Below are 21,437 nucleotides of genomic sequence, written 5' to 3'. Positions count from 1 at the left end.
TTACCGGCGCTCGTTACTTATGTAGGGTCCGAATGTAGGGTTCGAACCCCAAGGCCCAATCCCACCACAGAGACGATGTGACGTCCTTTCTCGATCCCCTCATTTCATTCGTCTCGGCCCATCCGTGGCTGGCCTATCTGACCCTCTTCCTGGCGGCCCTGCTGGAGGCGGTTCCGGTGGTGGGCTCGGTCATCCCCGGCTCGACCATCATCCTGGCGCTGAGCGCCCTGGTCCCAGGCGGCGAGCTCAGGCTGCAATGGGTGTTGCTGGCGGCAGCGCTCGGCGCAGTGCTCGGCGATGGTTCGGCTTACTGGATCGGGCACCGGCAGCAGCGGGAGATCCTCAACACCTGGCCGATGACCAATTATCCGCGTGTGGTCGAGCAGAGCGAGACTTTCTTCCACCGCTTCGGCACCTGGGCGGTGTTCTTCGCCCGCTTCGTGCCGCCGATCCGGGCCTTCGTCCCGGTCACCGCGGGCGCGCTGGGCATGCCCCCGGCCCGCTTCTACGCCATCAACATCCCCGCAATCCTGGTCTGGGCGCCGGCGCATGTGCTGCCGGGTGTTTTGGCGGTGTCGGCCCTGCACGAATATGCCGGGCTGCCGCACCATGGGCATCCGTACAAGCACATGTGGATTTTGACCGTGGTCGGCGTGGCAATCGTCGTAGGCGCGGCGGTTTGGATCTATCGCCGCCGGAACGGCGGCGGTGTCGCGGTGGCGAAGCCGCGGGGGTGATAGAGTGTATCCAGGCGCACCGCCTCATCCTGAGGGCCCGCCAACGGCGGGCGTCTCGAAGGATGGCCGCGGGCGAAAGCCGGGCCTGCATGGTTCGAGACGCGCGTTCCGCGCTCCTCACCATGAGGGTTTTTGATTATCCCTTGGAATCCGCAACCCCCGCCCTTCGTCCCGGTGCCGGTCCCACATACCTTGCCCTTGGCCTGATCAGCTTGCCGAACTGCAATTGCTCGCTGGCATGGGCGACCCAGCCGACGCTGCGGGCCATCGCAAACAACGCGAGCTCGCTGCCTCCCGGCAGGCGCAGCGCGTGCACGAGCACCGCGAGCGCGTAGTCGATATTGACGAGTTCGCCGGTCGCCTCCGCGATGCGCTCCGGCACCTCTTTGGTGAATTTGCGCGGTGCGCCGGCGCGGGCCAGGGCATTCAGCAGCGACTGCGCGCGCCGATCGCCCCGCTTGTAGACACCGTGACCGAAGCCCGCAAAGCGTTCGCCGAGCGCGACGCGTTCGCGGACCATCGGCTCGACGTCACGATCCACCAGCGCCTTGACGAGTTGCGAGGCGAGCACGCCGGCGCCACCGTGCTTCGGTCCCTTCAGCGCGGCGAGGCCGGCGATGACGGAATCATAAAGATTGAGGCCGGTCGAGGCCGCGCAGCGCGCGGTGAAGGTGGACGCGTTCAATTCATGCTCGGCGAGCAGAACCAGCGCGCGGCGGATGAGATCGGCCGCGTGCTTGTTGTCGGGCGCCCAGGCCCTCGCGATCTGCTGGTGCAGCGGCTCGGCGGACGGATCCGTGTTGAGCATGGTCGCGACCAGAAGCCGGACGATGCGCGCACCGACCATGGCGCGGCCATCCGGCGCACGCGTGAACGCGCGGGGATCGGCGCTCGATGCGAGCGCCAGCACGGCAATGGCGCGATCGATCGGTGCCGCCCGGCGCGCGGCCTGCGCGATCAGGCGCATCTCGTCGGACATCGCAGGCTGATTATGCGGGGCGAACGGATCGACGCCGGAGACGTCCCACAGCAGCGTCGCCGTGTGCTCCAGCGTATCGTTTTCGGCGAGATCGACGCAGTTGACGCCGCGATAGATCGCGCCGTCCTCGGTGATGGTGGAGATCTCCGTGTCCATGACCGGCAGATCGGCATCGAAGCTGCGCAGGCCGCGCGGCTCCGGCGACGGCACCCGGCGCTCCTTCAGCGCCCGGACGTCCTCGGCGCGATAGCGGTTCTTGCGCGAGTCCGGCGTCGGCTCGGAGCGGACCAGGCCGCGGCTGACATAGGCGTAGAGCGTGGCCGGCGAGATCGCGAGCTCGGCGGCGGCTTCCCGGGCGGAGAGGTAGAGACCTTCCGAATTTTTCATATTGATTTATGTAATCAAGATTGATCAATCTGTCGAGAGGCCCGACCTTTGGCTGGTGCAAAGGAGATTTGGGCCATGAACATCCACCTCACCAAAAGCCAGATCGGGCTGGACGGCGTTCCTGCAGCCGAAACCGTGCTGAGCCATGTCGACGGCGAGCGCGGCGAGTTGATCATCGCCGGGGAGCATGTTGGCCGATTGGCGAGCCAGTCGAGTTTTGAGGGCGTCACCGCCCGGCTCTGGAACGGCGCCAGCACGACCACGCTGAGCGAAGCTAATGTGCGCGCGAGCCTGGGCGCCGCACGCGAGCGCGCCTTCGCGCGGCTGGATGAGTTGCTGCCAGCAACGCGCGGCATGGGCATCATCGACGGGTTTCGCGCGGCGGTCGCGGGACTTCGCGCCGAGCACGGCCTTGCCCATGAGGCGACAATCGTCGGCGCATTCCCGGTGATTGCGGGCGCGCTCGTCCGCCGCGCCAGGGGTCTCGATCCCGTGGCGCCCGATCCGAACGTGAGCCATGCTGCCGATACGCTTCGCATGCTGCACGGGCACGCGCCCGAACCACGCGAGGTCACGGCGCTGGACGCCTATCTCGTCACCGCCAGCGACCACGGCATGAACGCCTCGACCTTCACCGCGCGCGTGGTGGCCTCAACGCAGGCTGATCTGTTTGCCGCCGTCACCGCCGGCTATTGCGCGCTGACGGGTCCGCTGCATGGCGGCGCGCCGGAGCCGGTGCTGGAAATGCTCGACGCGATCGGTTCGCGCGAGCGCATCCAGCCCTGGGTGGACGCTGCACTCGCCCGCGGCGAGCGGATGATGGGTTTTGGCCACCGCGTCTATCGCGTGCGCGACCCCCGCGCAGATGTGCTCAAGACCGCGATCGAGGCGCTGGCATCGGACGGCGCCGGCCTGCCCTTTGCCGGCGAGGTCGAGGCCTATATCCGCAGCGCGCTGCGCAAGAAGAATCCGGAGCGGCCGCTGGAGACCAATGTGGAGTTCTTCACCGCGATCCTGCTCGATGCGCTGGCGATCCCGAGGCAGGCCTTCACGCCCATCTTCGCGGTGGCGCGCGCCGCCGGTTGGACGGCGCATGCGCGCGAGCAGCAGCGGACCGGGCGGTTGATCCGGCCGAGCTCGTCATATGTGGGGGCGATGCCGGAGGCGTGAGGGACCGCGGATATCTCCGCAAGCCGGGAATCGTAGGGTGGGCAAAGGCGCACTTGCGCCGTGCCCACCATCGATCCAACACCGCAACAGAAGTGGTGGGCACGCTTCGCTTTGCCCTCCCTACGATACTACGGCGCGGGGAGAGGCCTACGCCTCGCGCACCACGGTCTTCAGGTAATTATACGCCTTGATGATCTCGATCAGGCGGTCCTCGGTGGAGCGGTCGCCGCCGTTGGCGTCGGGGTGGTGCTGCTTCACGAGCGCCTTGTACTTGGACTTGACGTCGGCGAGCGTGGACTCGGGGCCGAGGCCCATCACCTGGAGCGCCTTGCGCTCGGCATTCATGATCTTGCGCGTCTCGGCCTTGGGCGCGGCCTGCGGCCCGGCGCGCCAGCCGGTGCGGCCGTTGAGCTCCTGGAACATGCTGAACGGATCGAAGGCGCCGTCGATCTCGGCTTCCGCGCCTTTCTTGACGCCGCCATTGGCGCCCATCTTCCAGGTCGGACGATGGCCGGTCAGCGCATCCTTCTGATAGCGCGCGACAGCGTCGGCATTCATGCCGGAGAAGAAATTGTAGTTCTGGTTGTACTCGCGCACATGGTTCAGACAAAAGTGCCAGTACTCACGCTGGTTGTCGCGACCCTTGGGCGCACGATGCGCGCCCTTGTTCTGGCACCCGGTCCATTCGCAATTGACCACGGCGTCGCGCGGCTTCACTTCCGGTTGCTTGCCTTTCGGCTTGACCCGGATGGAGTCGAAGAACTTTGATGAATCGATCGGCATGGCTGACTTTGACTACGCAATGCAAAAACCTTCAAGTCTTGACATTGCAATTAGCTGAAAAGCATAGCCGAAGCTATGCTGAGGCGTCCTTGAACGGCCGCCAGAGGCGGCCTATGCAATACGGAGAGCGATCTCGCACCGTAATGACCCAGATGGCCATCAGAGACACTATCAGCAACAAGTTGCAGGAAGCTTTCACGCCGGAAAGCCTGCAAGTCGTCGACGAGTCACATTTGCATGAGGGCCACGCCGGCCATCGGCCGAGCGGCGAGACGCACTTCCGCGTTTATATTGTGTCTTCCGCCTTCAAAGGGAAGAGCCGGGTCGATCGCCACCGCATGATAAATTCGGCGCTGGCCGCGGAACTCTCCGGCAGCGTGCACGCGCTGGCGATCCACGCGCAAGCGCCGGGGGAAGGCGGGAGCTAGCTCGCCAGTTCAAGCGTCGGACGGCGCCATTTCTCCTCATCCTGAGGAGCGCGCAGTTGCGCGCGTCTCGAAGGATACAGGCCCCCGCGGCGGCATCCTGGCCTGCATGGTTCGAGACGCGCCTTTCGGCGCTCCTCACCATGAGGGGCAACAGGGTCATGCGAATCCTAAAACGACGTCCCCGCCCGCCGCCGCTTGGCTTCCTCCATTTCCGTCTCGCGCGGCACCGGTGAAATACGGAGTGCGGTGATGCGGTTGCGTTCGCGGCGGAGGACGCGGAAGCGGAAGCCGTGAAAGGTGAAACTCTGGCCGCGGTCGGGGATCGAGCGCGCCTCGTGAATGACGAGGCCGGCGACCGTCGTTGCCTCTTCGTCGGGCAGGTGCCAGTCCATGGCGCGGTTGAGGTCGCGGATCGGCACCGAGCCGTCGACGACGACCGAGCCGTCCGGCTGGGCCCGCACGCCCGCGACCACGACGTCATGCTCGTCGGAGATGTCGCCGACGATCTCTTCCAGAATGTCTTCCAGCGTCACGAGCCCTTCAACTTCGCCGTACTCGTCGACGACCAGGGCGAAATGGGTCTTGCGGCGGCGGAACGCCTTGAGCTGCTCGGAGACGGGCCGCATCTCCGGCACGAACCAGGGCGGCAGCGCGATGGTGGAGACGTCGATGCGCGAGGTCTCGCCGTCGGCCGCGCGGATCGCGCGCAGCAAATCCTTGGCGTGGAGCACGCCGATGATGTTTTCCGGCTTCTCGCGCCACAGCGGGATGCGGGTGTATTCGGCCGCCAGCACCTCGCGCACCAGATCCTCCGGCGGCAGGTCGGCGTTGATCATCGTCATCTCGGTGCGATGGATCATGACGTCGGAGACCTGGAGCTCGCGCAGATCGAGCAGCCCTCCGAGCATGTCGCGGTCGTGCTTCTCGAACTTGCCTTCATGATGCAGCAGGTCGACCGCGCCGCGGAGGCGCTCGGTCGGCGACAGGATCGCCTGGTGCTCGCCGGCAAGGCCAAACAGGCGCATCAACAGCCGCACGATGACTTCCACGATCCGCAGCAGCGGCCCCAGCACGTACATCGTCAGCCGCATCGGGCGCGCGACCGCGAGCGCCATGCGGTCGGGCGCGTTGATCGCGATGGTCTTGGGCAGCACCTCGGCGAAGATCACGACCAGTGCGGTCATCAAGCCGGTGGCATAGAGCACGCCGACGTCGCCGAACCAGGCCGTGAAGATGCTGGTGGCCAGTGCGGATGCACTGATATTGGCGATGTTGTTGCCGAGCAGCAGCGCGCCGATCAGGCGCTCGCGCATGTCGAGCAGTTGCGAGACCACGTCGGCGTCGCGATTACCCTGCTTGGAGAGCCGCAGCATGCTGGCGCGCGAAGCGCCGGTCAGTGCGGTCTCGCTCGCGGCGAAGAAGCCGGAGACGAGCAGGCAGAGAATGACGATGGTGAAGCCGAGCCAATCCATGAACCACTCTGGTTTCTTGTTTTGACGCGTTTTCTTGACGCGAACCGGTACCCACTTCGCTCGAAAACGCTTTAGCGCCGTTCAACCGCGTGTCACGCCTTGAGGGCGAGCTTGTCCTTCAGGAAGTCGCGCACCGGAGCCGGCTCGACGTTCTTCACGACGACGGCCCGCCCCACGGCCTCCAGCAGGATGAAGGTGAGCCTGCCGCGCTCGACCTTCTTGTCCTGCGCCATCAGCGCCAACAGCGCGTCGGCATCGGCAAGCCCCTCCTGCGCGAAGCCCGCGATGTCCTGCAAGCGCGTCGGCAGGCCGGCTTCGATCAGGTGGCGCTCGACGCGCGCGGCGTCCGCGTCGCCGATCATGCCGAGCTTCGCGGAAAACTGCGCCGCCAGCGTCATGCCGATAGAAACACCCTCGCCGTGAAACAGGCGGTCGGAGAAACCGGTCGCGGCTTCCAGCGCGTGACCGAACGTGTGGCCGAGATTGAGCAGCGCGCGCTCGCCGGTCTCGCGCTCGTCGCGCGAGACCACGCCGGCCTTGGCGCGGCAGGAGGTCGCGATCGCATGCTCGCGCGCCGAACCGCCTTTGGCGATGTCGGAATGGTTTTTCTCGAGCCAGGCGAAGAACGCCTCGTCGCCGAGCACGCCGTATTTGGCCACCTCGGCGTAGCCGGCGCGGAACTGCCGCGGCGACAGCGTATCGAGCACGGCGGTGTCGGCGATCACAAGCACCGGCTGGTGGAAGGCGCCGAGCAGGTTCTTGCCCTGCGGCGAGTTGATGCCGGTCTTGCCACCGACGGAGGAATCGACCTGCGCCAGCAGCGAGGTCGGCACCTGCACGAAGTCGACGCCGCGGCGCAGGATCGCCGCCGCAAAACCGGCGAGATCGCCGACCACGCCGCCGCCAAGCGCGATGACGAGATCGTTGCGCTCGATCTTCGCGGCGATCAGGGCTTCGCTGACCTTTTCGAGACCGGCATAGGTCTTGGAGATCTCGCCTTCCTCGACGACGATGCGCGATGTCGGAATGCCCGCGGCTGCGAGCGAAGACTCGGCGGGCTCGAGCCAGTATTTCGCGACGGTGCGATCCGTCACGATCGCGGTGCGTACGCCGGGGCGCAGGCGCGCGACCCGTTCGCCGAGCGAGGCCAGCACGCCGCGGCCGATGACGATGTCATAGGCGCGATTCTCCAGCGCGACCTCGACGTTGACGGGATCGGAATGTTTCAAAGGCGCGGTCATCGTGCGGCACTCGCGATGTCGGCTGATGGCGGGGACGCCCGTTCGCCGCAAAGATGCGCGCGTAGCGTCTCGATGGTCTCGTCAACGATTCTGTCGTGCGGCACGTCGCGCGAGGCGATGGTGAGGTCGGCATGGCCGTAGACCGGCTCGCGCTCGGTGAGCAGGCGCGTCACGGTTCCTTCGGGATCGGCGGTCTGGAGCAGTGGACGGTCGGCGCGCCGGCGCACGCGGCGCATGATGACATCGTGATCGGCCTTGAGCCAGATCGAGATCGCCTTCGCGGCGATGCGGGCCCGCGTCTCCTCGCGCATGAAAGCGCCGCCGCCGGTCGCCAGCACGATGGGACCGCCGTCGAGCAGACGCGCGATCACCCGGGCCTCGCCGTCGCGGAAATGCGGCTCGCCGTGGCGCTCGAAGATTTCCGGTATGGTCATGCCGGCCGCCGCCTCGATCTCGGTGTCGGCATCGACGAAGGGCAGCTTGAGCCGGAGAGCCATGCGGCGGCCGATGGTGGATTTGCCGACCCCCATCATGCCGACGAGCACGATCGAGCGCGTCCCCAGCGCCGACAGGATGTCGGCCTCGGGCGAGGCTTGGATCGGCAACGCGGCGTCGGGCATTTGTCTCGCTCGAATGGGTCTCGCTCGATCTGCCGCCAAAGGCGGCATCCTTTGGCCACCTATACGACCCCGCAGGGGCCCTCGCCAGAGGACTCTTGCCACGAAACGGCGAACGTGTTGGATGATTTCATTGGTTAATTTGCCCGCCAAGCCCCTGACCGAGACCCTCTCCGAGATCCTGCCGATGCCCAGCCTGTTCCGCTTCCTGACGGTCGTCGCCGTGATCGCCGGCATCGTCTACGGCGTGGTCTTCGCGCTGGCGAACTTCGTCAATCCAAAGCCGCGGGAAATGACGGTGACGATCCCGCCGGATAAGTTTCTCAAGAAATAGGGGCTAGCCTCCGGGGCATGCGTGCCAGATCTTCCGATAACAAGCCCTCAGATACAAAACTTACCGGCCTGTTCCTCGACATGCTCGCGGCGGAACAGGGCGCCGGCCCCAATACGCTCGACGCCTACCGCCGCGACCTCACCGACTTCTCCGAATTTCTCGGCCGCGTCGGCCATGCATTCGCGGACGCGGAAACACAGACGCTGCGCGACTATCTCGCCGATCTCGACACGCGCGGCTTCAAGTCCACCAGCGTCGCGCGACGGCTGTCGGCGCTGCGGCATCTCTATCGCTTCCTCCTGAACGAACGCATCAGAACCGACGATCCCGCGGCGATCCTGTCCGGCCCCAAGCGCGGCCGCGGGCTGCCGAAGGTGCTGTCGATCGCGGATGTCGATCGCATGCTCCGCCGCGCCAAGGAATTGAGCGAGGCTGAGGATGCCTCGCCGTCGAAACGGCTGCGCGCCCTGAGACTCTATTGTCTACTCGAGGTCCTCTACGCCACCGGCCTGCGCGTCTCCGAGCTGGTGGCGCTGCCGCGCACGGCGGCGAAGCGCGACGCCCGCATGATCGTGGTGCGCGGCAAGGGCAACAAGGAACGGCTGGTGCCGCTCAACGAGGCCTCGCGCCAGGCGATGGCCGATTATCTCGCGGCGACAGAGGCGGCCAAGGACAACAAGGCAGACAAGAAGAACAGCGTGGCGGCCTCGAAATGGTTGTTCCCCTCGTTCGGCGAGAGCGGACATCTGACGCGGCAGCATTTTGCCCGCGACTTGAAGGAGCTCGCGGTCGCTTCAGGGCTGCAGGCCCGGCTGGTCTCCCCCCATGTGCTGCGCCACGCCTTCGCCAGCCACCTGCTGCACAACGGCGCCGATTTGCGTATCGTGCAGACGCTGCTCGGCCACACCGACATCTCGACCACCCAGATCTACACCCACGTGGTCGAGGAGCGGCTGAAGAGCCTGGTCCGCGACCTGCACCCGCTGGCGGAGAAGTAGTTGCTGCCTTAGCTGCAGTAGCCCGGATGAGCGAAGCGACATCCGGGATTGACGATTGGGGCGACCTGCGCCGGATATCGCTTCGCTCATCCGGGCTACGGTACGGGTCGGAGCCCGAAACCGCCTTGACTTCGGCCACATCTCCGCAGAAAGAGCCGAGGCCTCACGATGATTTGGCCTGCGCTCGTTGCGAGCACACAAGCCAACTCATTGACGAACCTACATTTCTTTCCACGACATCGAATCCGCTTCGCCGCCTCGCCCCGTTCTCCCTATATTGAGTTGATGCCAGACCAGATGCGCAGCTATCTCGATTTCGAAAAGCCCGTCGCCGAGCTCGATTCCAAGCTCGACGAATTGCGGACGCTTGCGGCCTCCGGCAGCGACATCGCCGAGGAGATCGGGCGGATCGAGGACAAGGCGGCGCAGGCGATGGCCGACCTCTATCTGAACCTGACGCCGTGGCAGAAGACGCTGGTTGCGCGGCATCCGCAGCGGCCGCATTTCAACGACTTCATCAAGGGCCTGATCACCGAGTTCACCCCGCTCGCCGGCGACCGCAAGTTCGGCGAGGACGAGGCGCTGGTGGCCGGCTTCGGCCGCTTCCGCGGCGAGGCCATCTGCGTGATGGGCCAGGAAAAGGGCGATTCCACCGAGAGCCGCATCAAGCATAATTTCGGCATGGCGCGGCCCGAGGGCTATCGCAAATGCGTGCGGCTGATGGAGATGGCGGAGCGGTTCGGCCTGCCGGTGCTGTCGCTCGCCGATTCCGCCGGCGCCTATCCCGGCATCGGCGCGGAAGAGCGCGGTCAGGCCGAGGCGATCGCGCGTTCGACCGATGCCTGCATGGCGCTGACCGTGCCGAACGTCGCCATCATCACCGGCGAGGGCATGTCGGGCGGCGCCATCGCCATCACCACCGCCAACAAGGTCCTGATGCTGGAGCACGCGATCTACAGCGTGATCTCGCCCGAGGCGGCGTCCTCGATCCTCTGGCGAGACGGCTCCAAGGCGCAGGAAGCCGCTAACAACATGAAGATCACCGCCCAGGACATGCTCCGCTTCGGCGTGATCGACAGCATCCTGAAGGAGCCGGTCGGCGGCGCCCATCGCGACCCCGCCGCCATGATCGCCACCACGGGCGACGCCATCGCCAAGGCTTTTGACGAGCTGCGGGGCCTGGACGGCGACGCCATCCGCAAGCATCGGCGGCAGAAATTCCTCGATATCGGCCGGAAACTGGGCTGATTCGGGCGGTTTGGGACCGCAGCGGCGGTGCGCTCCCTCCCCCGCTTGCGGGGGAGGGTCGGGGAGAGGGTATTTCCTCTCGCGATACTCCCGATGCGGCACGAGCCCTCTCCCGGCCTCCCCCGCAAGCGGGGAGGTGAAGAGCCCCCGGTAACCCCGCGTTAACCCTTTTTTTGCCCAAATCAGCGATCTCTGTACCGGTTTGGCCGCGAGGCCCAGGTTACGGCCCAGTTTAAGTCTTCGTTGACCACGCCTTTGGGCCAACGGGCTCGTGATCCCCGTTCGGGTTGCGACCACATGACCCAGAGGTTAGAATTTTAATCAATGGCTTCAGGGCATAAGCGCTGGAGCGTGATTGCGAAAAAGCCCGTCGCGACGGGTCCGGGTCTCCGGTCGGATCATGCTTCAAGATTGGGGTTTGCGCGCGATGCCCTGGACGGTGTGGGGTCCATCTTGATTTCTCGTTCGCTTGCTCGCGCGTTTCTGGTTTCGGTGGCGCTTGCCGCCAGCTTTGTGCTGGCCGGGTGCGACACCGACCAGTTTTCGCTTGCGACCAATGCCAAGGCCAACCAGCCGGTGCCGCCAAAACTTCTCGCCGCGATGGTCGAGAAGGACATGGATCTGCAATCGCCGATCCTGGTGCGCCTGTTCAAGCAGGAGGCCGAGCTTGAGGTCTGGAAGCAGACCCGCAACGGCCAGTTCGCGCTGCTCAAGACCTATCCGATCTGTCGCTGGTCCGGCGATCTCGGCCCGAAGGTGCGCGAAGGCGACCGCCAGGCGCCGGAAGGATTCTACTCGATCAATCCGGGCCAGATGAATCCGCAGTCGGCGTACTATTTGTCGTTCAACACGGGCTATCCGAACGCGTTCGACAAGGCTTTGGGCCGCAGCGGCTCGCAGCTGATGGTGCATGGCGATTGTTCCTCGCGCGGCTGCTACGCGATGACGGACGAGCAGATCGCCGAGATCTATTCGCTCGGGCGCGAGTCCTTCTTCGGCGGCCAGAAGGCGTTCCAGCTGCAGGCCTATCCGTTCAAGATGACGCCGGTGAACATGGCCAAGCACCGGAACAATCCGAACATGCCGTTCTGGAAGATGATCAAGGAAGGCTATGATCATTTCGAGGTGACGCGGCAGGAGCCGAAGGTCGATTTCTGCGAAAAGAAGTACGTGTTCGACGCGGCGAAGCCGCCCGACGCCAAGCGTGATCCGGTGTTCGACGCGTCCGCAAAGTGCCCGGCCTATGTGATCCCCGAGGAGATCGCCAGCGCCGTGCGCGAGAAGGATGCACGCGACCAGGCCGAGTACAACAAGCTGGTCTCGCGCGGCACCCCCGTTGCGCGCATGAACACCGGCATCGACGGCGGCATGAACAAGATCTTTGCCGCGAAGATTCCGGAGGGCTCGACCGGCCTGTCGGAAGGCGCCGAAGGCACCACGCTCCAGATGCTGGCGATGGCGAAGGCGCCGGGCACGATTCCTGGACACGTCAATCCGCCGAAGCCGAATCTCGATGCGGCCGCGCCCTCGCCGCAGGAAGAGCCGGTCGTCGCCGTCAGCGCGCCCGCCGCCAACACGCGTGTCGCCACCGCTGCTCCGGCGGAGAAATCCGGCTTCTTCTCCAACCTCGGCCGCAAGATGGGCATCGGCAACGCCGACGCCACGGCGACCACGCCGCCGCCGCAGGCCACGGCATCCGTCGCCCCGGCTGCGACTTCCACGACGCCGCCTACCGCGGCGTCCCGGCTGAAGGCCGCGGTAACCCGGTTCGTGCCGGGACACGACAAGTCCAAGGATGCAGGGAAGGATGCGCCGAAGCCAGCCGTTGCCGTCGCCAAGCCCGCCGAACCAGCGAAGCCCGACACCCGCCTCGCGGCGACCCGCCCGACGCTGAAGCCGTCGGTGTCCGATGGCGCGGGTGAAGCGACCCAGATCATGGGCGCCGCGCCGGTGGTCCAGTCGAACTCGTTCGACAGCCGGTTCGGGGCGGTGAAGTAAGCGGGCGGGAACCTCTCGCCCTATCCCGATTTTTACCGAGCTGACGGCGGTCCCGAATGATCAGGGCATATCATTCCATGCTGGTCTCCAAATGGGGTAACAGCCTCGCAGTCCGCCTGCCTAAGGCACTCGTTGAGGCTTTGAACCTCTCCCCCGGTGACGAGCTCAATGTCGTAGAGACTTCGACAGGCCAGATCGCAGTAGAGAAGGTCGACAGACGAGCGGAATTTCTCAGGCAAGCCGACCAGTTCCGGATTCCCCTGCCCGAGGGTTACAAATTCGACCGGGACGAAGCGAACGAGAGATAAGCCCGTTCTTCGACAGCAACATCCTGGTCTATGCCTTTTCGGCCGACATCCGGCGCGAGCGCGCGCTGACCACAATTGCCGGCGGCGGCGTCATCTCACTGCCGACACGCACGCTACGGCGCTTGCGCTTGCGCGCGACCATACGCTTGCCTTTTTGCGATGCTCTGATCGTAGCGACCGCAATCGAGGCTGGCTGCGAGACCCTGTATAGCGAGGACATGCAGCACGGACGCAGCATCGGCGGGCTGTCCATCGTCAATCCATTTTTCGGAAGCACTTCACCGTCACCCTGAGGTGTCCGCTTCTTCAGCTACCCTCGAAGGCCGACGGCCCGCTTGGCCGCGCGGCCGTGCATCCTTCGAGGCTCGCTGCGCGAGCGCCTCCAGCGACAATGGCTTCGCCATTGCGCGGGGATGACCGGACTGGCAGGGCGCCCTACGGCGCCAGATACCGCAGCAGCTCCGGATTGCCCCTCACCTCGCCTGCCTCGCCTTGCAGCGCGACTCGTCCGCGGTCGAGCACGTAGGCGTAGTCCGCGACGCGAAGCGCGAGGTCGAGGTGCTGCTCGACGATGATCACGGCGATGGTTTTCGCGAGCTCGATCAGGCGCTCGGTAATTTCCTCGATCACGCCGATCCAGACGCCCTCGGTCGGCTCGTCGAGCAGAAGCAGTTTTGGATCGCCCAGCATGGCACGGCCGATGGCGAGCATCTTGCGCTCGCCGCCGGACAGCGTGCCGGCGGGCTGGTCGAGGCGCTGGCCGAGTTTTGGGAAGATGGTCAGCACGTGGTCGACCGCGTCGGCCTTCCTGCTCGCGAGCGAGCCGACCGCGAGATTGTCGCGCACCGACAGACGCGCGAACACCGAATGCTCCTGCGGCACGTAGCCGATGCCGGCGCGGACGCGCTCCTGGGTCGCGCGGCGGCTGATGTCGCGGCCATCGAAGGCGACCTCGCCCTTCCACGCCGGCAACTCGCCGACGATGGTCTTCATCAACGTGGTCTTGCCGGCGCCGTTGCGGCCGAGCACGGCGACACCGCCGCGCCAGGGAATGCCGAGGTTGACGTCGAACAGGACCTGGCTGCGGCCATAGCCGGCGTCGAGATGCTTGATGTCCAAAAATTCAGGCACGGCGCAAATAGATCTCCTGGACGGCCTTGTTGGCCTGGATCTCCGACACCGTGCCGGACGCCAGCACCTTGCCCTGGTCGAGCACGGTGAGACGATCGCAGATGTCGCGGATGAAATCGAGGTCGTGCTCGACGATGACAAGCGAGCAATGCTTTTTGATCGGCTGCAGCAATTCGCCGGTAACGCGGCGCTCCTCCAGGCTCATCCCGCCGGTCGGCTCGTCCAGCAGCAGGAGTTTCGGCTTGCCGGCCAGCGCCATCGCGATCTCCAGCCATTGCTGCTGACCGTGCGACAGCGCTGCGGCCGCATCGAAAGCGCGGTCGGCGAGGCGGAACTGCGTCAGCATGGTCATGACCTGATCGTGCAGGAGCCCGCGCGTGCGCGAGAACACGAGATCGAACAGCGAAGATTGCGCCTGCAGCGCGAGCAGGATGTTGTCGTAGAGCGTCAGCGTCGGCAGCACGGATGTGATCTGGAATTTCAGGCTCATGCCGGCGCGGGCACGCTCGGTCGGCGTGAACGCGGTGATGTCGGTGTTGATGAAACTCACCTTGCCCTGCGTCGGCACCTCGGCGCCAGCGATGCACTTCATCAGCGTGCTCTTGCCGGAGCCGTTCGGTCCGATCAGGCCGTGAAACTCGTTCTCGCCGACAGTGAGCGCGGCGCCGTCGAGCGCGGTGAGCTTCCCGAAAATCTTCTTGACGCCGGTGGCTTCAAGGAGCGGCATCGCGCTTCTCCTTCCCGGTTTTCCTGGACTTGCCACCAAAGCTGCCGACCCGCTCGCGCTCGCCGAGCACAAAACTGATCAGACCGAGCGGCCGGAACAGGATCACGAGCAACAGCAGCACGCCAAGGATGATCGGCCAGACCTCGCGGTAATTGTCCGAGAGCCAGAAGCTGACGCCCTCGACGATGACGGCGCCGATGACGGCGCCGATCAGCGTGCCGGAACCGCCGAACAGGACGTAGAGCACGACTTGCGTCGAGACCACGACGCCGACCATGTTGGGCCAGACGAAACCCTCGTGGAAGGCGTAAAGGCTGCCGGCAAGACCCGCCACCGCGCCGCCGATCGCGAAGATGATCGCCTTCAAGTGCTGCGTCTTGTAGCCGAAGAAGGCGATGCGCTGCTCGTTCTCGCGCAAGCCCGCGAGCGCCAACCCGAACTGCGAGCGCACCAGAAAACGGCAGAGGAGATAGACCACGACAAGAAGGCCAAGCACGAGATAGTAGAACGGCGGCCCTTCCGAGAATTCGTAACTGCCGAGCGTCATCGACGAGATCGAGGGGATACCGTTCTGGCCGCCGAGATAGTACCAGCCGCGCGCCAGCCGGTCGGCGGCGTAGGAGCCGGTTAGCGTGCCCAGCGAGACGAAGATCACGCTGGAGGGATGTCGTCCCAGCAGCAGGAAGCCGCCGAGCAACAGCGCGAACGTGAGCCCGATCAGCGTTCCCGCGGGCAGCACCAGGAAGATGTTGGTGATGTCGAGGTCGCGCGCGAGCAACGCCACGCCATAGCCGGCCGAGCCGAAGAACAGCGCCTGGCCAAAGCTCATGATGCCGGCATAGCCCCACACCAGGTCGAACGAGAGCGCGAACAGCGCGAGGATGATCACCCGCGTCGCGAACACCGTGAGGTAGTCCTGCAGCACCAGCGGCGCGACCAGCGCCGCAACGAGCACGACGCCCTCCACGATCGGCAGGACTTTTCGTCCTGCCGCGACCTGTTCCGCTACCGCGCGCTCAGCCATCGCATCGTCCGCTTCGTCGCCGGCGATGGCCTCTCTTACCACACTCATCGACTTCGGCATTCCGCCTCAGCATTCCTTGGGATCGACGAGCCCGTCGCTGCGTCCGACGATCTCGTAATTCCCGCCCTTGGCGACCGCGGTGTACATCTTCATCTTGCAATGCCGCTTGCCCGGTACCATCTCGGCCGGTCCGCCGGGGCCTTCGGCGATCTTGGCGTGGTCGAGCGTCGCGGCGACCGACTCGCGGTCGATCTTGCCGGCTTCCTTGACGGCGGCTTCCCACAGCTTCAGGCCGCGATAGGTGCCGGTGGCGGCGCTGCCGGCGGCGAACAGGAAGTTGCCCGGGAAATCCTTCTCGTAGGCCGCCTGGATTTTCGCGTCGAACGGGTTCTCCTTGGTCAGCACCTTGAAATAATCGAGGCAGCTGGCGAGACCCTCGATCTCGGCGGCCTGATTGATGTTGAGCGTGTTCTCGTCATAGTAGACGCAGGCCAGCCGTCCGCCATTCTTGAGGAAGCCGGCCTCATAGAGCTGCTTGAAGAACGGACCGACGCCGGGCGGGATGACGGTATTGAAGACGACGTCGACCTTGTTGGAGATGATGCGGTTGACGGTCGAGGAGAAGTCGACCTGGTCGAGCGGATAATATTCCTCGAACACGACCTCGCCGCCATTGGCCTCGATCACCTTGCGGGCGTAGACGTTGAGCGTGTGCGGCCAGACGTAGTTGGCGCTCGGCAGCGCGAACTTCTTGCCGCCGTTCTTGATCAGCCAGGGAATGAACTCGTCGCACTGCTGCGCGGGCGTCGGCCCGGTGCAGAACAGATAGGGCGTGCACTCCTTGCCTTCGTACAGCTGCGGATAGATGTAGAGCGTCTTGCCGCGCGCGACGATCGGGTCCTTGATGGCGTTGCGCATCGACGAGGTGATGCCGCCGAGCACCATGTCGACCTTGTCGCGCTGGATTAGCTTGCGGACGTTGCCGACAGCGACGGACTCGTTGGAGGCCGTGTCCTCGATATAGAGCTCGAGCGGGCGGCCGAGCAGGCCGCCGCCGGCGTTGATCTCCTTGATCACCATCTTGGCGACGTTGGCGTCGGCATTGCCGGCGTAGGCGATCGGCCCGGTGAGGTCGGTGGCGATGCCGACCTTGATCGGGGCTTCGGCCGCATTGGCCCAGGGCGCGGGGATCACCCAACTGCCGACGCCGGTTGCGACCGCGCCGGAGGCAAAGGCGAAATTCGAGAGGAAGCGGCGGCGGGAGAGCTGAGTGCGATCGGACATGTGACTAAACCCCTTTTCCAGCGATGAGGCCCTGCGGCCGGAATTTGATGAAGATGATGGCAAGAACGAAGACGAGGACATCGGCGACGACCGGCGCCATCACCCAGGGCAGCGCGGCACTGAGCGTGCCGATGACGCCGGCGCCTGCGACCGGCCCGATGAAGGAGCCGACGCCGCCGACCATCACCGCGACGAAGCCCTGGATCAGGAAGCGCAGGCCGAGATCGGCGAACAGGCTGAACACCGGCACGATCAGAGCGCCGGCAAGGCCGGCAAGTGCCGCGCCGAAGGCGAAGGTGGCGCCGTAGATCAGCGGCGTGGAGATTCCGGAGGCGCGTGCCAGCGAGGGATTTTCCAGCGTGGCGCGCACGCGCAGGCCGAAGCTGGTGCGCGCCAGCAACAGATAGCAGCCGCCCATCACCAGCGCTGTGATGACGATGATGGTGAAGCGCCAGGCCGAGATGTGCATGGCGCCGACATCGATCGAGCCGCCGATCGGCTCCGGCACGGTGAGATAGAAGCCGCCGATCAGGCCGCGCACGGATTCGCGGATGATCAGGCCGAGCGCATAGGTGCCGAGCATGGCGACGATGGGCGCTGCGTAGAAGCGTCGGATGATCAGCGCCTCCAGCACGAAGCCGAGCGCGCCGACGACGAAGGGCGCGGCGACCATGCCGGCCCAGATCGGCAGGCCCTTGGCGTAGGCGAGATAAGTGATGTAGGCCCCGAGCAGGACGAACTCGCCCTGCGCGAAGTTGAAGATGCCCATCATGCTGGCGATGATCCCGAGCCCCAGCACGATCAGGACGATGATCGCGCCAAAGCTCAGGATCTCGAAAGCCGCGACGAATGCGTTAGCCATGCGCCAGAGCCTTTCCCGTTCCGACGGGATCGGAACGGGGCTCCGGCTTGTTGTCTTGACGCGTCCGAAAACGCTTCCCTGTTCCGTTGGCCCGCATCAATGCCTCGCTCACATCTTCTTCCAGTCGCCGATCTGCTCGAAGGCGTGGGCGGCACGGTAGATGGTGGATTCCTCGAACATGCGGCCGACCAGCATGAGGCCGACGGGAAGGCCGTCGACCATGCCGCAGGGCAGCGACATCGCCGGATGATGAGTGATGTCGAACGGCGCGGTGTTGGAGATCATCTCCAGCGCACGCGCGACATAGTCCTCGCGGCTGGCCGTGGCTTCCGGCAGCTTCGTCGCCTTCATGGGCGTGGTCGGCAGCAGCAGCAAATCGTAGTCTTTGAAGGCCTTGTCGTAGGCCGCGGTCAGGCGTCGGGAGATGTTGAGCGCCTTGCCGTAATAGCGCGGACCGAAAGTGTTGTTGATGTAGGTGCCGAGCAGCAGGAACAGCTTTGTGGTCTCGGACAGGGAATCCGCCTGCCGGCGCCAGCCGCGATGGAAGTCCATCAACGTGGTCGAATAGAGGTCGGAGCGGGACAGACCATAGCCGTCGCCATACATCATGGTCTGGGTCATGCCCTCGGTGCCGATCGGCGTCCAGATCGCGGGGCCCATGAGATGCATCGGAATCGAAACGGTCTCGACCGTGGCGCCGAGATCCCTAAAACGCTTTGCGGCCTCCCGCACGCTCTCGTTCACGGCGGCTTCGGCATTCGCCTGCTCAAAGCCTTCCTTGAGGATCCCGATCTTCATGCCCTTGACGCCCTGGCCGAGCGCCTTGGTGTACTCCTCGACTTTGGGCGCCTTGATGCGGGGATCGTAGCCGTCGTCGCCGGCCAGCACTTCGAGCAGCAGGGCGTTGTCGGCGACGGTCGCCGTCATCGGGCCGGTGTGATCGACGAACACCTCGATCGGCATGATGCCGGTGTAGGGCACGAGGCCCCAGGTCGGCTTCATGCCATAAGTGCCGCAGAAGGAGGACGGCATGCGGATCGAACCACCCTGGTCGCCGCCGATCGCCATGTCGACCTCGCCGAGCGCGACGACGACGCCTGAGCCTGACGATGAGCCGCCGGCCGAATAGCCCATCTTGTGCGGATTGTGGACGGCGCCGACCGCATTGGTGTGGCTGCCGCCGGACATGCAGAAGGATTCGCAATGGACTTTTCCGGCAATCTCGGCGCCGGCATCGAGCATGCGGGTGACGATGGTGGCGTCGAAATCCGGGACGTAGCCTTCGAGCGTCGCCGAGCCGTTCATCATGGGAACGCCGGCGAGCATGATGTTGTCCTTGAGAGCAACCGTCTTGCCCTTGAGCTTGCCGCTCGCCGCACCCTTCACCGTCGACTTGCGATACCAGGCGTTGCGCGGGTTTTCTTCCGGCGAGGGCCGATAGCCCGGGGTGCGCGGATATTTGACCTCCGGCACCTCGTCCGGCATGGCGCCGACGAGATTGTAGGCCTCGATCGAGCCCTGCATCAGGCCGCGGAACGAGGCGACATCGTCGTCGGTCAGCGAAAGGCCGCACTGGTCGGCGACACTGCGCAATTGGGCTGGCGTGGGAAGGACAACTGTCACGGCGCTCTCCTCAAGGCTTCTTGATCCCTGGAATTGGAATCCCTGGCATTGGAGCCTCATGGGCGCGCGTGCACGGCGCGGGCCCATCGGCTCCACCTCGATATTACAGACGGAAATATTTTCCTTTTCAAGTATTATTTTGAATTCGGGCGTTTGCGGATGGCCGCGCCGGCATCAGATCGGTTTGATCAGCTTGAAATCGAGGCCATCCGCCCCGGCGAGATACATTTGCATCCGGGTATGACCGTTCCTGACGGTGACGGGGCCGCGCGCGCCGCCATAGACGATGTTGCGGCCGGCCGCGAGCATGGGCGCCATCGCCAACGTGCCCGCCTTGTTTGCTACGGCCTCAAGGAAGCGCAGTCCCTCATAGCTGGATTGACCGAGCGACCCGATCGGGGGGCCGTTCGGTCCGAACATCGCGCGATAGCGGCTCTGGAAGTCGTCATTGACCCGCGATCCGATGCCGGGGAAATAGCCGGAGGCGCAGAACAGATTCTCGCTGTTGTCGGCGCCGATTCCGAGCAGCACGGTCTCGTCCATCGCCCCGGCCAGCCGCAGCGTCGTGGCGCCGAGACCGCATTCGCCGAACGCGCGATTGAACGTGATGCTGTCGGTGCCGATCAACGAGATCAGGACGACATCCGGCCTCGCGGCACGGATGCGCTCCAGATGCGGCTCGTGGTTGTCTTCGCCGAGGGGAACGAACTCTTCGCCGACGACATGGCCGCCGGCCTCCTTGATGTAGCGCTTCACTGCGCGGTGCGACTGCCAGGGCCAGACATAGTCGCTGCCGATCAGGTACCAGCGCGCCGCCTTTTTGACGTCGGCAAGCCAGTGGATCGACGGACGGCTCTGCCAGCGCGGCGTCTCGCCGATCGCCATGACACCCGGCGTCTGCTCGCCGCCTTCGTAAACGGGTGTGTAGATGTAGGGGATGCGGTGGCGGGTGGTGACCTTGCGCAGCGCCACACGCACCGCGCTGGTATGTAAGCCGACGATGAGATCGATCTCATCGGACGCGATCGCCTGCTCGGCGCGGCTCAGAATCTCGTCGAGCGGGCCGCCGGCGTCGTAGATCGAAAGCTCGATTTCGCGCCCGAGAATGCCGCCGCGCTTGTTGATCTCGGCGACGGCGAGCTGCGCACTGCTTGTCGCGCACGGACCCCAAACGCCGGGCGAGCCGGTGCAGCAGATGAAGCCGCCGACGCGGAGCTTGTTGTGTGCGCCGCGGCGCTTCATGAAATGCGCGTCAACCGGCGACAGGTCGAAATCCGCTGCCGCGGGCGACAGATTCCTGAACAGCAAGGACGGCGGTAACGCCGGACCGCCGTGAGCCGGGAAGTTTACCGTCGCGCGCACGCCAACTCCTGTCTGATACCAGACTTGAAAGCTCATTCAGCAGGCGGCCGCGGCACCCGCCCTATTGTTGGGCAATATCCTATTTTGAAAATATTGAATATTCAAGAATTGAAGTGCATATAGATGCAGCATCGATTGCAAGACATTCACTCATTTGGGTCAAGACAAAGTCTTAGCCGTGGCAAAACCAAACACCCCGATCACCGAACACCTCGCCTACCTGCTCGCGCAAGCCAACCGGGAGATCAACCGGCAGCTCGAACTGCGGTTGAGCAAGGAAGGCGTGCCCGTCGAGCAGTGGCGCATCCTGAAAGTGCTGTCGGATGGCAACGGCCATTCGATGGGCGAACTCGCGGATGCCGTGCTGCTCAACCATCCGACGCTGACCAAGATGATCGATCGCATGGTCTCGGACACGCTGGTCTACCGCGTGCAGGACCCGAACGATCGCCGCAAGGTCCTGATGTTCATCTCCGATCGCGGCAAGGTGCTGAGCAAGAAGCTCAACTCGCTCGCGGTCGACCAGGAAGAGCACATCCTGGAGAGCTACGGCGACAAATCGACGAGCGAATTGAAGCGGCTGCTGGAGAGCTTGATCGATAGTTCGAATTGAGAATTCGTGGGGGGGGGGGGGGGGGGGGGGGGGGGGGGGGGGGTGGGGGGGGGGGCGGGGGGGGGGGGGGGGGGGCGCGGGGGAGAGTGGGGGGGGAGTGGTGTAGGAGTA

The 21,437-nt window shown here is 65.0% G+C and carries 21 protein-coding genes; 9 read left to right on the top strand and 12 right to left on the bottom strand.

Annotated elements, in window-relative coordinates; all coding sequences use genetic code 11:
• The first annotated feature begins 77 nt into the window (after nt 1-77).
• Nucleotides 78-737 (top strand): DedA family protein, encoded by a 660-nt coding sequence (locus AC0L3A_RS17335; RefSeq protein ID WP_007599231.1) that lies wholly within the window; start codon nt 78-80, stop codon nt 735-737.
• A gap of 136 nt (nt 738-873) precedes the next feature.
• Here the strand turns inward: AC0L3A_RS17335 and AC0L3A_RS17330 are convergent, their stop codons facing one another.
• Nucleotides 874-2,103, bottom strand: a complete 1,230-nt coding sequence (locus AC0L3A_RS17330; protein WP_007599230.1) for a citrate/2-methylcitrate synthase — start codon at nt 2,101-2,103, stop codon at nt 874-876.
• Nucleotides 2,104-2,178: 75 nt separating this feature from the next.
• Here AC0L3A_RS17330 and AC0L3A_RS17325 point away from each other — a divergent pair, with 75 nt between their 5' ends.
• A complete protein-coding gene (locus AC0L3A_RS17325) occupies nt 2,179-3,273 on the top strand; it encodes a citrate synthase/methylcitrate synthase (protein ID WP_007599229.1) in 1,095 nt (364 codons plus the stop codon).
• A 147-nt stretch (nt 3,274-3,420) separates the two neighbouring features.
• Here AC0L3A_RS17325 and AC0L3A_RS17320 read toward each other — a convergent pair whose 3' ends face one another.
• Nucleotides 3,421-4,056 carry a J domain-containing protein gene (locus AC0L3A_RS17320; RefSeq protein ID WP_007599228.1) on the bottom strand — a complete coding sequence of 212 codons (636 nt, stop codon included), beginning with the start codon at nt 4,054-4,056 and terminating at the stop codon, nt 3,421-3,423.
• A 152-nt stretch (nt 4,057-4,208) separates the two neighbouring features.
• On the opposite strand from AC0L3A_RS17320, the gene AC0L3A_RS17315 reads away from it, so the two are divergent.
• Entirely contained in the window at nt 4,209-4,484 is a 276-nt protein-coding gene (locus AC0L3A_RS17315; protein ID WP_026232423.1) for a BolA family protein, read from the top strand.
• A gap of 167 nt (nt 4,485-4,651) precedes the next feature.
• Here the strand turns inward: AC0L3A_RS17315 and AC0L3A_RS17310 are convergent, their stop codons facing one another.
• The 3 genes from AC0L3A_RS17310 to AC0L3A_RS17300 form a co-directional block, all read right to left on the bottom strand.
• A complete protein-coding gene (locus tag AC0L3A_RS17310) occupies nt 4,652-5,956 on the bottom strand; it encodes an HlyC/CorC family transporter (protein WP_007599226.1) in 1,305 nt (434 codons plus the stop codon).
• Nucleotides 5,957-6,048: 92 nt separating this feature from the next.
• Nucleotides 6,049-7,197, bottom strand: a complete 1,149-nt coding sequence (aroB, locus tag AC0L3A_RS17305) for a 3-dehydroquinate synthase (RefSeq protein ID WP_007599225.1) — start codon at nt 7,195-7,197, stop codon at nt 6,049-6,051.
• Complete coding sequence (locus AC0L3A_RS17300) at nt 7,194-7,817, bottom strand: shikimate kinase (protein ID WP_007599224.1); 624 nt, start codon at nt 7,815-7,817, stop codon at nt 7,194-7,196. Before AC0L3A_RS17300 ends, aroB begins: the two co-directional genes overlap by 4 nt.
• A gap of 184 nt (nt 7,818-8,001) precedes the next feature.
• On the opposite strand from AC0L3A_RS17300, the gene AC0L3A_RS17295 reads away from it, so the two are divergent.
• The 5 genes from AC0L3A_RS17295 (at nt 8,002) to AC0L3A_RS17275 (ending at nt 12,700) form a co-directional block, all read left to right on the top strand.
• Nucleotides 8,002-8,148 carry a hypothetical protein gene (locus AC0L3A_RS17295; protein WP_035669499.1) on the top strand — a complete coding sequence of 49 codons (147 nt, stop codon included), beginning with the start codon at nt 8,002-8,004 and terminating at the stop codon, nt 8,146-8,148.
• A gap of 17 nt (nt 8,149-8,165) precedes the next feature.
• Nucleotides 8,166-9,146, top strand: a complete 981-nt coding sequence (gene xerD / locus AC0L3A_RS17290) for a site-specific tyrosine recombinase XerD (protein ID WP_007599222.1) — start codon at nt 8,166-8,168, stop codon at nt 9,144-9,146.
• A 285-nt stretch (nt 9,147-9,431) separates the two neighbouring features.
• On the top strand, nt 9,432-10,394 hold the full coding sequence (locus AC0L3A_RS17285; RefSeq protein WP_007599220.1) for an acetyl-CoA carboxylase carboxyltransferase subunit alpha: 963 nt from the start codon (nt 9,432-9,434) through the stop codon (nt 10,392-10,394).
• Nucleotides 10,395-10,847: 453 nt separating this feature from the next.
• The gene (locus tag AC0L3A_RS17280; RefSeq protein ID WP_473254832.1) at nt 10,848-12,392 is read left to right on the top strand and encodes a L,D-transpeptidase family protein; all 1,545 of its coding nucleotides are present in this window, start codon (nt 10,848-10,850) and stop codon (nt 12,390-12,392) included.
• Nucleotides 12,393-12,469: 77 nt separating this feature from the next.
• A complete protein-coding gene (locus AC0L3A_RS17275; protein ID WP_007599216.1) occupies nt 12,470-12,700 on the top strand; it encodes an AbrB/MazE/SpoVT family DNA-binding domain-containing protein in 231 nt (76 codons plus the stop codon).
• A gap of 435 nt (nt 12,701-13,135) precedes the next feature.
• Here the strand turns inward: AC0L3A_RS17275 and AC0L3A_RS17270 are convergent, their stop codons facing one another.
• The 7 genes from AC0L3A_RS17270 to AC0L3A_RS17240 all read right to left on the bottom strand — a co-directional run bounded on the left by AC0L3A_RS17270 (nt 13,136) and on the right by AC0L3A_RS17240 (nt 20,713).
• Complete coding sequence (locus AC0L3A_RS17270; protein WP_007599215.1) at nt 13,136-13,831, bottom strand: branched-chain amino acid ABC transporter ATP-binding protein; 696 nt, start codon at nt 13,829-13,831, stop codon at nt 13,136-13,138.
• The gene (locus AC0L3A_RS17265) at nt 13,824-14,558 is read right to left on the bottom strand and encodes an ABC transporter ATP-binding protein (RefSeq protein ID WP_007599214.1); all 735 of its coding nucleotides are present in this window, start codon (nt 14,556-14,558) and stop codon (nt 13,824-13,826) included. Before AC0L3A_RS17265 ends, AC0L3A_RS17270 begins: the two co-directional genes overlap by 8 nt.
• Nucleotides 14,545-15,642 (bottom strand): branched-chain amino acid ABC transporter permease, encoded by a 1,098-nt coding sequence (locus tag AC0L3A_RS17260; RefSeq protein WP_007599212.1) that lies wholly within the window; start codon nt 15,640-15,642, stop codon nt 14,545-14,547. Before AC0L3A_RS17260 ends, AC0L3A_RS17265 begins: the two co-directional genes overlap by 14 nt.
• Before the next feature lie 6 nt (nt 15,643-15,648).
• Nucleotides 15,649-16,866, bottom strand: coding sequence for a substrate-binding protein (locus AC0L3A_RS17255; protein ID WP_007599205.1), 1,218 nt, complete (start codon nt 16,864-16,866; stop codon nt 15,649-15,651).
• Nucleotides 16,867-16,870: 4 nt separating this feature from the next.
• Nucleotides 16,871-17,728 carry a branched-chain amino acid ABC transporter permease gene (locus AC0L3A_RS17250; RefSeq protein WP_007599204.1) on the bottom strand — a complete coding sequence of 286 codons (858 nt, stop codon included), beginning with the start codon at nt 17,726-17,728 and terminating at the stop codon, nt 16,871-16,873.
• Nucleotides 17,729-17,836: 108 nt separating this feature from the next.
• On the bottom strand, nt 17,837-19,351 hold the full coding sequence (locus tag AC0L3A_RS17245; RefSeq protein ID WP_035993944.1) for an amidase: 1,515 nt from the start codon (nt 19,349-19,351) through the stop codon (nt 17,837-17,839).
• A gap of 174 nt (nt 19,352-19,525) precedes the next feature.
• Entirely contained in the window at nt 19,526-20,713 is a 1,188-nt protein-coding gene (locus AC0L3A_RS17240) for a substrate-binding domain-containing protein (protein ID WP_007599200.1), read from the bottom strand.
• 178 nt (nt 20,714-20,891) lie between these two features.
• On the opposite strand from AC0L3A_RS17240, the gene AC0L3A_RS17235 reads away from it, so the two are divergent.
• On the top strand, nt 20,892-21,326 hold the full coding sequence (locus AC0L3A_RS17235) for a MarR family winged helix-turn-helix transcriptional regulator (protein ID WP_007599198.1): 435 nt from the start codon (nt 20,892-20,894) through the stop codon (nt 21,324-21,326).
• Nucleotides 21,327-21,437: the final 111 nt, after the last annotated feature.

It is taken from the genome of Bradyrhizobium sp. MI1.3, assembly GCF_055811695.1.
The sequence above is the reverse complement of the archived record's forward strand: the minus strand, read 5'-3'. Positions and strand labels throughout refer to the sequence as shown.